Origin of the sequence: Streptomyces xanthophaeus, assembly GCF_000725805.1 — a bacterium.
In the GTDB taxonomy this organism is placed as follows: domain Bacteria; phylum Actinomycetota; class Actinomycetes; order Streptomycetales; family Streptomycetaceae; genus Streptomyces; species Streptomyces xanthophaeus.
Map to the genome: position 1 here is coordinate 18,107 of NZ_JOFT01000056.1, position 12,052 is coordinate 30,158.

A 12,052-nucleotide genomic window follows, 5' to 3' on the forward strand; every position below is an offset into this window, starting at 1 on the left:
CGTTCCCCCTCGCGGCATGTCCGGCCCGAAAGAGACGGTCTAGGGCAGGACCGCCGACAGGGCCGCCAGGGTCGGGGTCCAGGCGCTGTCCGGCGGCGTGCCGTAGCCGACCACCAGCGCGTCGCGGGGCGGCAGGCCGGCCTCCGGGTGCCGGAAGGCCGACAGGCCCTGGAGGGCGAGGCTCTGCCAGGCCGCCGACTGCAGCGCGGTGCGTTCCGTGCCCGCCGGGAGGTCCAGCACCGCGTGCAGGCCCGCCGCGATGCCCGAGACGGCGACCCGCCCCGACACGGCCGCCACCACCTCGTCCCGGCGGCGCCGGTAGCGCAGCCTCATCCCGCGCACGTGGCGGTCGTAGGCTCCCGAGGTGATGAACTGGGCCAGGGTGAGCTGGTCCAGGGCGCTCGAAGCCCAGTCGGCGGCCCCCTTGGCGGCCAGGACCTCGTCCAGCAGTCCCGGCGGGACGACCATCCATCCCATGCGCAGCCCCGGTGCCAGCGATTTGCTCGCCGTGCCCATGTAGACCACCCGGTCCGGGTCGAGTCCTTGCAGGGCCCCCACCGCGAGGCGGTCGTAGCGGAACTCCCCGTCGTAGTCGTCCTCCAGGATCAGCCCGCCCGTGGTCCGGGCCCAGTCGACGGCCGCCGACCGGCGGGCGGGGGTCAGGGCGGCCCCCGTCGGGAACTGGTGCGCCGGGGTGAGGAGCACCGCGCCCGGCCCGGCGGCCAGCTCGCCCGTACGGGCCCCCTCCACGTCCACGCCGATCGGGCGGGTCCGCAGCCCCGCCCGGGCCAGCAGGTCGCGGTGGATGTCCAGGCTGTACGCCTCCACGGCCACCTCCCGCACCCGCCGTGCCCGCAGCACCCCGGCGAGCAGCATCAGCCCGTGCGCGAAGCCCGCGCACAGCACGATCCGGTCCGGGTCCGCGTAGACCCCGCGGGCCCGCGCCAGGTACCCGGCCAGCGCCTCCCTCAGCTCGATGCGGCCGCGGGGATCGACCGCGTACCCGAAGGCCTCGTTCGGCGCGTCGGCCAGCGCCCGGCGGGCCGCCGTCAGCCAGGCCGCGCGCGGGAAGGCACCCAGGTCCGGGGAGCCGGGCAGCAGGCTGTACGCGGGCCCCTGGCGGGCGGGGCGCCGTACCCGGGCGGCTCCGGCGGGCCTGCGCGGCCGCGCCCGTTCCGCGACCCGGGTGCCCGAGCCCTGCCGGGCCGTCAGCCAGCCCTCGGCGACCAGCTCGGCGTATGCCTCCGCGACCGTGTTGCGGGCGATCCGCAGATCGGCGGCGAGCGAACGGGAGGACGGCAGCCGGGTCCCGGGGGCCAGCCGCCCGCTGCGCGCGGCCTCGCGCAGCGCCTCGGTGAGCCCGGCCCGCAGCCCGCGCCCGGCGGACAGGTCCAGATGCAGGTCGGCGCCGAAAGTGGCCCAGGATTCCTTCATGGAGATGGACCATATCGGCGGGCCGTTCGGCTCATACGGTGGAGACATGACGACGACGAGCGAAGCCCCGGTCCACGCCCCCGAACAGCCCTCCCGCATGGAGTGGCACCAGCTGGCCCCCGCGGTCTACAAGGCCATGGTGGCCCTGGACATCGCCTCCCGGAAGGGCCTCGACCCGGTGCTGGTCGAGCTCGTGAAGATCCGCGCCTCGCAGGTCAACCGGTGCGCGTTCTGCCTGGACATGCACACCAAGGACGCCCTGGCGGCGGGCGAGAGCGTCGAGCGGATCGTGCAGCTGGGCGCGTGGGAGGAGTCGCGGCACTTCTACACGGAGAAGGAGCTCGCGGCGATCGAACTGACCGAGGCCGTCACCGTCCTGACGGACGGTTCCGTACCGGACGAGGTGTACGAGAAGGCCGCCAAGCAGTTCGAGGAGGCCGAACTGGCCCAGCTGATCGCCGTGATCACGACGATCAACGCGTGGAACCGGTTCGGCGTGTCCACCCGCATGGTGCCGGGGCACTACACCCCGGGCAGGTCGAACCACTGAACCGCCGGTGACCCGTCAGGCGTCCGGGCGGAACTCCCGCAGGGCCGCGGCCAGGATCTCCTGGGTCGTGGCCCATCCGGCGGCCGGTCCGGCCGCCAGCAGGGCCCACCGGCTGCCGTCCGCGGCGACGGTGATCCGCTCGACGCCCCGTCTGCGGCCGCCCGCCTCCACGCTGTCGTACTCGTAGACCAGCTCGCAGGACGCGCCGGGCACCGGCGCGCGCGAGACCTCGACGTAGCCGGTGCTGCCGTTGCCGCGCAGGTGCTCGGAGGACTCCCGCAGGAGCTCGCACGCCCCGACGCCTGCGTCCTCGGTGACCCGGAAGACCTGGAGCAGCGACCTGCGGTCCCCGGGAGGCCGGTAGAAGGACCCGGCGCCGCTTTCGTCGTGGCTGCGCTGCCAGCCCTCGGGCACGGCCACCGAGAAGCCGTCCTCGCTGTGGACCACCGTGTACGGCGCGGGGGCCGGGGAGGTCGTGGGAGCGTCCGGGGACGGGGACGGGGAAGCGGACGGGGAGGGCTCCGGGGCCTCGTCCGAGGACCCCGGCGACGGGGTACCGGACGCTCCCGGGGGTGCGGCCGGGGCCTTGCGGTCCGTGTCCACCAGCCAGCCGGCCATGACGCCCGCCCCGACCAGCGCGGCCCCCACCGCCACCAGGACCGGCACCTTCCACTTCCGCTCCCCGCTGCCGGGGCCCGCGGGGGTCCCGTAGCCGACGGGCGGCGGCTGCTGCGGGGTCCACGGCAGGTGGGCGGGCGGCTGCGGGGCCGGCTGCTGCGCCGGGGGCCGCTCGTCCTCCTGCCACTCCTCCCAGCTCTGCGACTGCGGGTTCCAGCGGCTGCCTCCGCCTCCTCGGGCCACCGCTCAGCCGCCCAGCGCCGCGAGCAGCCCGCCCAGGGCGGCGGCCGCGTTCACGGACTCCACCAGCGGGGCCCACCGCTCCAGGGCGGCGCGCAGCCGGGCGGGCAGGCCCGGCCGGATCTCCCCGGCCTCCTCCAGCTCGCCCGCGGCGTCCTCCAGCGCGGCGTCGAGTCCGGCGCGGCCGCTGCTGCGCGGCAGGCGCACGAGGGCGGCGCGCAGGTCCCGTACCGCTTCGAGGAGTTCCTGTGCTCCGGGCGGGTCCTGCGGTCCCGGGCCCGTGTGGTGGACGACGGAGTTGGTGTGATGGGCGGCGCCGACGCTGAAGGCGCTGCCGTGCACGGACCCGATGCTCACGCCTCCGCCGACTGCTGCGCCCCCGCCCCCTCCTCCGTCGCCTTCGCCTCCGCCCGGCCCGGTCCCGGCTCTCGCGCCCGGTCCCTCCCCCGTCGCCGCGTCATGCGTCACTGCTGCTCCCCCTGCTCGAATGATGGCTCGCGTGGTTGCTGTGCCCGCTGCCGCCGACGCTGAAGGCACTGTGGTTGACCGACTGGATGAAGACCCCGCCTTCGGCGACGGTGACCGCGCGCTCGGCGAACTCCTCGGTGTGCCAGCCCGCCTCGTGCAGGGCCAGGGTGACCCCGCCGACGATCCGGTCCTGAACGGTCTTCAGGTAGCGGTCCAGGTCCATCAGCTGGAACAGCGAGGCCCCCTCCTGCGCCGCCAGCTCGCGTACGGAGACGGCCGGCCCGGCCGGGAGCGCCCCGCCGTGCCCGGCGGTGGCGATCTGCCAGGGACCGCTGCTGCCGCCCCTGAGGGTGGCCAGCGCCCGGCCGAGGGAACGCGGGGCGTTGCGCAGGGCCCAGACCGCCTTGGCGAAGGGGTTGTTGCGCTGGTGCCTGCGGGCGACGTCGTCGGCTTCCTGGAACTCGGGCCGCACCGGCAGCAGGACGTGCGGGGCGACCTCCACCATCAGCATGCCGCCCTGGGTGTGGACCCGTACGAAGACGGTGACGACGAGGTTCTCGTCCCAGCCGCCGACCCGGACGCGCAGGAAGTGCCTGCGGCGCTCCCCGCCCTCCTCCACGGCGGCGTCGCGGTGCGCGGCGAAGGCCCCGGCGGACAGGTCGGGGCTGCGGGTGTCGCGCAGTCCGGCGGCGGGCAGGAACACGCATTCGTCGACGACCAGTTCCCGCAGCCGGTCCAGTACGGCGGCCTCCGCCTCGGGCGATCCGTGCGGCGAGGGCACGCGCAGGGACTCCAGCATCGGCCGGATGCGTTCCACGAGGCTGAGGTTGTCGAGCGGCTGCGGGGTCCCGTCGCCGCGCGGGCGCAGCTCGACGGAGAGCTGCCAGGGCCGGTGGGCGCGGCCCGCGCCGCAGAAGGGGTCGTCGATGCTGTAGAGGATCAGGGGGGCGTGCTGGGTCGCCGCGATCCGGTCCCGGGCCGCCTGGAAGCGGACGCCGCCGGCGAGGTCGGCCCCCGGGGCGGCGTAGGCCTGGCGGCTGAGGTCCTTGAGGATGACGCGGGCGAAGTGGCCGCGCTGGAGGCCGACGACGACCACGAGCAGGAAGAAGACGATCACGGCCGTCCAGCCGTAGCCCTGCGCGGCGTAGTAGCCCGTCCGGGGCAGTTCGGTGATGAGGTCGAGCGGTTCGTACTCGATCGTGGTCGCGGTGATTTCGAGGAGCGTCAGGGTGTCCTGCAGGGCTCCGGCGTGGGTGCGGCCCTCGAGCACGCCGACCAGGACGCCCCAGCCCGCGGCGCCGAGCAGGACGTAGCCGTAGGTGCGCAGCACCAGGGCGAGGGCGCGGCGGCCGCGGGCGGGACCGGTGCGCCGCCGCAGGCGGGCCGCCCAGCCGAGCAGGGCCGCGGGCAGGGCCAGGTAGAGCAGGAGGCCCTGGGTGAGCAGCAGCCCGAGGCCCCACACGCCGACCACGGCCGAGGCCCAGGCGGCTTCGGCGCGGCGGGCCCGCAGGGCGTGGGACAGGACGCGGGTGGCGTCGAATCCGTAGGAGGGCGCGACGAAGCGCTCCTCGTGGACGTAGAGCTCTTCGATGACCCGGTCGCGGTAGGCCGCGTCGAGGTAGGTGCCGGCGCACAGCAGTCTGCCCGCCTCGCTCAGTGACGGCTCCACCGGTGCTCTGCCGTCCGCCGTACTCGTCACCGAATCCCCCTTCCGGTGTGCGGAGGGAAAACATAGGGGCCCGGCCCGGCCCTGGGTAGGCGTGAACACGCCAAAAGGCCCCGGTGCGGTGCACCGGGGCCTTCGGTGGAGCTGTGGAGCAGGTGGAGCAGGTGGATCAGATCAGGCCGAGCTCGCGGACCGCGTCGCGCTCCTCGACGAGCTCCGCCACGGACGCGTCGATGCGCGCACGGGAGAACTCGTTGATGTCCAGGCCCTGGACGATCTCGTACTTGCCGTCCTTGGTGGTGACGGGGAAGGAGGAGATGATGCCCTCCGGGACGCCGTAGGAGCCGTCCGACGGGATGCCCATCGAGGTCCAGTCGCCCGCGGCGGTGCCGTTGACCCAGGTGTGCACGTGGTCGATGGCGGCGTTGGCGGCCGAGGCGGCCGAGGACGCACCACGGGCCTCGATGATCGCGGCGCCGCGCTTGGCGACGGTCGGGATGAAGGTGTCGGCGAGCCACAGCTCGTCGCTGACGACCTCGGCGGCGTTCTTGCCGGCGATCTCCGCGTGGAAGATGTCCGGGTACTGGGTGGCCGAGTGGTTGCCCCAGATGGTCAGGCGCTTGATGTCGGTGACATCGGCGCCCGTCTTCTTGGCGAGCTGCGAGATCGCGCGGTTGTGGTCCAGGCGGGTCATCGCGGTGAAGCGCTCGGCCGGTACGTCCGGGGCGGCGGCCTGCGCGATGAGCGCGTTGGTGTTGGCCGGGTTGCCCACGACCAGGACCTTGATGTCGTCCGCGGCGTGCGCGTTGATCGCGGCGCCCTGCGGCTTGAAGATGCCGCCGTTGGCGGAGAGCAGGTCACCGCGCTCCATGCCCTTGGTACGCGGGCGGGCGCCCACGAGCAGGGCGACGTTCGCACCCTCGAAGCCCTGGTTCGGGTCGTCGAAGATGTCGATGCCCTTGAGGAGCGGGAACGCGCAGTCGTCGAGCTCCATGGCGGTACCCTCAGCGGCCTTCATGCCCTGGGGGATCTCCAGAAGACGGAGCTTGACCGGCACGTCCGCGCCGAGCAGGTGACCGGAAGCGATGCGGAAGAGCAGCGCGTAGCCGATCTGGCCGGCGGCGCCGGTCACGGTGACATTCACGGGAGTGCGGGTCATGGCCTTCTCCGTTAGACAGCTGGCGGTTGGGGCGTCCCCGCCCCATGTGCTGGAGGACGCCGCTCCCCTGTGAATCTTGACGTGAAGAGACATCCGCCGTCAGGCTATCCGACCCGGGAGCGGCCGAACCCCCCGGTCCCTGTGGTGCGTCGCACACGGACCACAGGGTTCGAAGGGGAAACCGGACACCCGACCCCTGTTCGCCGGGGGCGGCGTCACGGCAGCGCTAGCGCACGGTGAAGCGCACCGCGCCCTCCAGGAACGGGTTCTCCAGCCACGGCTTGGGCTCCATGACCAGCGCGAGCAGCGTGATCGCCACGCCGAGCAGCCCGTACGTGACCATGTCCGTGAAGCGGGAGCGCACCGCGAGCATGCCCACCGAAGGCAGTACGCGCCGCAGCACCGAAGCCACGATCAGGGCCACGCCGATCGCCAGGCAGCCGATGCGCGGGTGCCCCATCGCCGTGGCCAGCAGCCCGGCCGCGGTCGCGGTGAGCACGGCGAGCATCGGCCACTGGCGGGCGGGCGTGGACACCGCCCCGGGGACGGCGCGGCCGCTGCCCTCGGGCCGGGCGGTGTCCTGGGTGACCGACGGGAACCGGCGCGACCTGCCGGGCGGCGGCCCGGACCGGGCCACGGCCCGGACGGGGCCGGAGGCGGGCCCCGCGGCCGCGCGGTCCGGGCCCGCGGCCTGGTCCTGCGGTCCGGCCGCGGGGTCCTGCGGCGCGGCAGGGGAGTCCTGCGGTCCGGGAGCGGACGGGACGGCCCCGGAGCCGGGCTCCGGTGTGGCGCCCGGCGCCGGCCCCGTGCCGGGTTCAGCCCGCACTGGTGATCCGTTCCGCCGCCTCGACGACGTTGACGAGCAGCTGCGCGCGGGTCATCGGGCCGACGCCGCCCGGGTTCGGGGAGATCCAGCCCGCCACCTCGGCCACACCGGGGTGCACGTCGCCGACGATCTTGCCCTGCTCGTCCCGGCTGACGCCGACGTCGAGCACGGCCGCGCCCGGCTTCACGTCCTCCGGCTTGACCAGGTGCGGCACGCCGGCCGCCGCGACGACGATGTCCGCCTGGCGCAGCAGCCCCGAGAGGTCGCGCGTACCGGTGTGACAGAGCGTCACGGTGGCGTTCTCGGACTTGCGGGTCAGCAACAGGCCGATGGAACGCCCGACGGTGATGCCGCGGCCGAGGACGACGACGTGCGCGCCGTTGATCTCGACGCCGTGGTGACGGAGCAGTTCGACGATCCCGTACGGGGTGCAGGGCAGCGGGCCCGGCTCGTTCAGCACGAGCCGGCCCAGGGACATCGGGTGCAGGCCGTCGGCGTCCTTCTCCGGATCCATCAGCTCCAGGACCCGGTTGGTGTCGATTCCCTTGGGGAGCGGGAGTTGGACGATGTAGCCCGTGCACGCCGGGTCGGCGTTGAGTTCGCGGACGACCGCCTCGATGTCCTCCTGGGAGGCCGTCGCGGGCAGTTCGCGCTGGATGGAGGCGATGCCGACCTCGGCGCAGTCCTTGTGCTTGCCGTTGACGTACCAGCGGCTGCCCGGGTCGTCACCGACCAGCAGGGTGCCGAGGCCTGGGGTGACACCCCGCGCCTTCAGGGCCGCCACGCGGGCGGACAGTTCGGACTTGATCGCGGCCGCGGTGGCCTTGCCATCGAGAATCTGGGCGGTCATGACCCCATCCTCCCGGATGGAGCGCCCCCGGTTCCAGTCAAGGGTCTCACCGGTATGCGCGGTTCATTGCACTTGCACAACAAGTGACGGGCCCGAGGACAACCAACTGGACAATCCCGGGCCGGTCCGACGACGATGCAGCGAAAGAGTGCCGCGGGCAGTGCCGGGGGGCGGACCGCAAGATGCAGATTTCCTCCGGGCGTGCCGTGCGTCCCCGCACTTCCACGGAGGAACAGCTCAGATGAGTTTCGGCGACCCCAACAACCCGTACGGCCAGCAGCCCCAGGCCCCGCAGGGCGGACAGCCCGGCTACGGCTACCCGCAGCAGGCCCCGCAGGGCATCCCGCAGCAGGGCTACGGCTACCCCCAGCAGGGTGCCCCGGCCGGCTTCCCCGGCGGCTACCCCGGCGCTCCCGTCGAGATGCCGGGCGGCGTCAAGGGCGCCCGCATCATGCTCTACATCCTGGGTGTCTGCCAGGCCGTCTTCGCGCTGGTCATCTTCGCCGCCTCCGCATGGGTCGCCGATCAGATCTCCACCGCCCTCGACTCGGACGCGACGATCAACAGCGCCGACGCCGACAAGGCCGCCGCCGTCGGCGCGGGCTTCGTGATCTTCTTCGGCGTCCTGTGCCTGCTCTTCGGCCTGTGGGGCATCCTCACCGCCGCCAAGCTGGGCAAGGGCCGCACCGGCATCCGCGTCTCGGGCATCGTCTACGCCTCGCTCGTCACGCTGGTCAGCGTCGTCAACCTGCTCGGCGCGAACCTCTTCGCGCTCGTCAGCCTGGTGCTGGGCATCCTCGTGATCGTCTTCCTCGCGAAGAGCGACGCGAGCGAGTACTTCAACCGCCCGCGCCACTGAGCGAACGGCCTACGGCCACAGTCGACGGCGAAGGCCGCGACCCGCAGTGCGGGTCGCGGCCTTCGCCGTTGTCCGGGGACCGGGACGGTCAGTGGAAGAAGTGCCGGGTCCCGGTGAAGTACATCGTCACGCCAGCCTTCTTCGCAGCCTCGACGACCTGCTCGTCGCGGACGGAACCGCCCGGCTGGACCACGGCCTTGATGCCGGCCGCGGTCAGGATCTCCAGCCCGTCCGGGAAGGGGAAGAAGGCGTCGGAGGCGGCGTACGAACCCTGCGCGCGCTCGGCGCCCGCCCGCTCCACGGCCAGCTTCGCCGAGTCGACGCGGTTGACCTGGCCCATGCCGACACCGACCGAGGCGCCGTCCTTGGCCAGCAGGATCGCGTTGGACTTGACGGCCCGGCAGGCCTTCCACGCGAAGGCGAGCTCCGCGAGCTCGGCCGGGGAGAGCGCGTCACCGGTGGCGAGCGTCCAGTTGGCCGGGTCGTCGCCCTCGGCCTGGAAGAGGTCGCTCTGCTGGAGCAGCGCACCGCCGCTGATGGGCTTGAGGTCACCCGGCTGGTGCGGGGTGCCGTCCACCTTCAGCACGCGGATGTTCTTCTTCTTCGCGAGGATCTCGACCGCGCCGTCCTCGTAGGCGGGGGCGGCGATGACCTCGGTGAAGATCTCCGCGACCTGCTCGGCGAGCGCGACGGTCACCGGGCGGTTGACGGCGATGACCCCGCCGAACGCCGACAGCGGGTCACAGGCGTGCGCCTTGCGGTGGGCAGCGGCCACATCGGCGTCGACCGCGATGCCGCACGGGTTGGCGTGCTTGATGATCGCGACGCAGGGCTCTTCGTGGTCGAAGGCCGCACGGCGGGCCGCCTCGGTGTCCACGTAGTTGTTGAAGGACATCTCCTTGCCGTGCAGCTGCTCGGCGTTGGCGAGCCCGCCCGGCTGGCCGTCGGTGTAGAGGGCGGCGGCCTGGTGCGGGTTCTCGCCGTAGCGCAGGGTCGACTTGCGCTCCCAGGCGCCGGCCAGGAACTCGGGGAGCACGGCCTCCGGCTCCGGGGCGTACGCATTCGTGAACCAGGAGGCCACGGCCACGTCGTAGGCCGCGGTGTGCTGGAAGGCCTCGGCCGCCAGCCGCTTGCGGGCCGTCAGGTCGAAGCCGCCGTTCTTCGCGGCGTCCAGGACGTCGGCGTAACGGGCCGGGCTGGTGACGACCGCGACGGAGGGGTGGTTCTTGGCGGCGGCGCGGACCATCGACGGGCCGCCGATGTCGATCTGCTCCACGCACTCGTCCGGGGATGCACCCGACTGGACGGTCGCGAGGAAGGGGTACAGGTTGACGACCACCAGATCGAAGGGCTCGACGCCCAGCTCGGCGAGCTGGTTGCGGTGGTCCTCCAGGCGCAGGTCGGCGAGGATGCCGGCGTGCACGCGCGGGTGCAGGGTCTTGACCCGGCCGTCCAGGCACTCGGGGAAGCCCGTGAGCTCCTCGACCTTGGTGACGGGCACTCCAGCCGCGGCGATCTTCGAGGCCGTCGAGCCGGTGGAGACGAGGGCGACGCCCGCCTCGTGCAGGCCGCGGGCCAGCTCTTCCAGTCCCGTCTTGTCGTAGACACTGACGAGCGCACGCCGGATCGGCCGCTGGGTCGTGGTCGGGTCGTTGCTCTCTACGGCGGTCACTGGATTGTTACCTTTCGTCCCTCAATGCGGTAGCCGTGCCGGGCCAGACGCCCCACGACATCGACGAGCAGCGCTCGCTCGACTTCCTTGATGCGCTCATGGAGAGCGGCTTCGTCGTCCTCGTCCCGGACCTCGACCACACCCTGGGCGATGATCGGACCGGTGTCCACGCCCGCGTCCACGAAGTGGACCGTGCAGCCGGTGACCTTCGCCCCGTAGGCGAGGGCGTCGCGCACGCCGTGCGCGCCGGGGAAGGCCGGGAGGAGAGCGGGGTGGGTGTTGACGAACCGTCCGCCGAAGCGGCCGATGAACGCCTTGCCCACGATCTTCATGAACCCTGCGGACACGACGAGGTCCGGCGCGTGGGCGTCGGTCGCCTCGGTGAGGGCGGTGTCCCACTCCTCACGGCTCCCGTACGCCTTGACCGGGCACACGAAGGTGGGGATTCCCGCCTTCTCGGCCCGCTCCAGGCCGGCGATGTTCTCGCGGTCGGCCCCCACGGCGACGACTTCGGCCCCGAAGCCCTCCGCTCCGCCGGGGTGGGCGTCGATGGCGTCGAGCAGGGCCTGGAGGTTGGTGCCGGAACCGGAAACCAGCACGACCAGGCGGGAGGCGGCCATGGGTGGCCCTTTCTGGCGGGAAACACGTCGTTCGTCTTGTGTGGTCATACGAAACTCCGGGTCCCCGATATACAGCGGACCATACGAAGCCACCGACCGCCTGCAACGATACCGGCACACCGGACAGCCCCCGAGGGACGGGGGCACAGCCGAGGGGTAGCGTCTGGCCTACAGGCCGCGAACCGGCCTCACCTCGCCACGACGTCTCCTCGACGTCCATGACACAGGGGAAGAAACGCACCCGATGCCGGACCGCCGCCAGCCCGACTCCTCCACCGACGACAACCCCTTCGCGGCGCCCCCGGAAGGTCGGCCCGACCAGCCGTGGCAGCCGCGCAGCGGCGGCGACGGCCGGGGCGGGGACGGCCCGAAGGACCCCGAGGGACAGGACAAGGGCCCTGCCCGCTGGGACCCGACGGACCCGATCCAGCGCCGCGCCCGCTACGCGCTGCTCGCCGGCATGTGGGGCTTCTTCTTCGGGATCTTCGGGATCCCCTCGGTCGGCCTGCTCCTGGGGGCGCTCGCCCTGTACTGGGGGATCAGCGCACTGCGCGGCAAGCCGGGGGAGCCCGCGGATGCCGGGGGCTCCGCCGGGGGCTCCGGCGCCCGCACGCCCGGACAGGCTCCGGCGCAGGGCGGCCTCGCGGCCCTCGGCGCGGCGGCCCGGCCGCAGCGGACGGCGGCGGTGAGCGGCCTGGTCACGGCCTCACTGGCGATCCTGCTGGCCATGACCTCGTACGGGCTCCAGCTCGCCTACAAGGACTTCTACGTCTGCCGCGACGACGCCCTCACCAAGACGGCGGAACTCCAGTGCAACACCCTCCTCCCGGACAACGCCCTGGGCAAGATCCTCCAGGTCCAGCGCTAGTCCCCTGCGGGGTCGCTCGGCGGGCTGGGTCCGGCTGCGGCGCCGCTGCACGGGGCTCCGCCCCGGACCCCGCTCCTCAATCGCCGGAGGGGCTGGGGTTTGCCCTGGCAGGGCCTGTGCGTGGGGGGTCGGGGAGCGGTGCCCCTCCGGGGTATCTCCTCGGCTCGCGCACTGAGCCCGGTCAAGATGTGGCGGCCCAGGTTGCGCGCTCGTCCTGCGGGG

At 73.1% G+C, this 12,052-nt stretch carries 12 protein-coding genes; 3 read left to right on the forward strand and 9 right to left on the reverse strand.

The features are described 5' to 3' along the window. Positions 1 to 39: 39 nt before the first annotated feature. On the reverse strand, positions 40 to 1,434 hold the full coding sequence (pdxR, locus tag IO30_RS0127505) for a MocR-like pyridoxine biosynthesis transcription factor PdxR (protein ID WP_031147223.1): 1,395 nt from the start codon (positions 1,432 to 1,434) through the stop codon (positions 40 to 42). Positions 1,435 to 1,480: 46 nt separating this feature from the next. Here pdxR and IO30_RS0127510 point away from each other — a divergent pair, with 46 nt between their 5' ends. After that, on the forward strand, positions 1,481 to 1,984 hold the full coding sequence (locus tag IO30_RS0127510; RefSeq protein ID WP_031147225.1) for a carboxymuconolactone decarboxylase family protein: 504 nt from the start codon (positions 1,481 to 1,483) through the stop codon (positions 1,982 to 1,984). 15 nt (positions 1,985 to 1,999) lie between these two features. Here the strand turns inward: IO30_RS0127510 and IO30_RS0127515 are convergent, their stop codons facing one another. From IO30_RS0127515 to IO30_RS0127540, 6 genes are all read right to left on the reverse strand, one after another. Further along, positions 2,000 to 2,845, reverse strand: a complete 846-nt coding sequence (locus tag IO30_RS0127515; protein ID WP_051859572.1) for a hypothetical protein — start codon at positions 2,843 to 2,845, stop codon at positions 2,000 to 2,002. A 3-nt stretch (positions 2,846 to 2,848) separates the two neighbouring features. Beyond that, entirely contained in the window at positions 2,849 to 3,199 is a 351-nt protein-coding gene (locus IO30_RS40900) for a hypothetical protein (protein WP_037895292.1), read from the reverse strand. A 100-nt stretch (positions 3,200 to 3,299) separates the two neighbouring features. After that, complete coding sequence (locus IO30_RS0127525) at positions 3,300 to 5,009, reverse strand: hypothetical protein (RefSeq protein ID WP_157853381.1); 1,710 nt, start codon at positions 5,007 to 5,009, stop codon at positions 3,300 to 3,302. 136 nt (positions 5,010 to 5,145) lie between these two features. After that, positions 5,146 to 6,135 carry a malate dehydrogenase gene (locus tag IO30_RS0127530; RefSeq protein ID WP_031147233.1) on the reverse strand — a complete coding sequence of 330 codons (990 nt, stop codon included), beginning with the start codon at positions 6,133 to 6,135 and terminating at the stop codon, positions 5,146 to 5,148. Positions 6,136 to 6,361: 226 nt separating this feature from the next. Continuing rightward, on the reverse strand, positions 6,362 to 6,961 hold the full coding sequence (locus IO30_RS0127535) for a DUF3017 domain-containing protein (RefSeq protein WP_051859573.1): 600 nt from the start codon (positions 6,959 to 6,961) through the stop codon (positions 6,362 to 6,364). Next, on the reverse strand, positions 6,951 to 7,811 hold the full coding sequence (locus IO30_RS0127540) for a bifunctional methylenetetrahydrofolate dehydrogenase/methenyltetrahydrofolate cyclohydrolase (protein WP_031147237.1): 861 nt from the start codon (positions 7,809 to 7,811) through the stop codon (positions 6,951 to 6,953). The genes IO30_RS0127535 and IO30_RS0127540 overlap by 11 nt, the downstream gene beginning before the upstream one ends. A gap of 241 nt (positions 7,812 to 8,052) precedes the next feature. Between IO30_RS0127540 and IO30_RS0127545 the strand changes: the two genes are divergently transcribed. Further along, positions 8,053 to 8,670, forward strand: a complete 618-nt coding sequence (locus IO30_RS0127545; protein WP_031147239.1) for an integral membrane protein — start codon at positions 8,053 to 8,055, stop codon at positions 8,668 to 8,670. Positions 8,671 to 8,758: 88 nt separating this feature from the next. Here the strand turns inward: IO30_RS0127545 and purH are convergent, their stop codons facing one another. Then, complete coding sequence (purH, locus tag IO30_RS0127550) at positions 8,759 to 10,342, reverse strand: bifunctional phosphoribosylaminoimidazolecarboxamide formyltransferase/IMP cyclohydrolase (RefSeq protein WP_051859574.1); 1,584 nt, start codon at positions 10,340 to 10,342, stop codon at positions 8,759 to 8,761. Next, positions 10,339 to 10,962, reverse strand: coding sequence for a phosphoribosylglycinamide formyltransferase (purN, locus tag IO30_RS0127555; RefSeq protein WP_031147243.1), 624 nt, complete (start codon positions 10,960 to 10,962; stop codon positions 10,339 to 10,341). Before purN ends, purH begins: the two co-directional genes overlap by 4 nt. 244 nt (positions 10,963 to 11,206) lie before the next feature. Between purN and IO30_RS0127560 the strand changes: the two genes are divergently transcribed. Beyond that, positions 11,207 to 11,830 carry a hypothetical protein gene (locus IO30_RS0127560; protein ID WP_031147245.1) on the forward strand — a complete coding sequence of 208 codons (624 nt, stop codon included), beginning with the start codon at positions 11,207 to 11,209 and terminating at the stop codon, positions 11,828 to 11,830. Positions 11,831 to 12,052 lie beyond the last annotated feature (222 nt).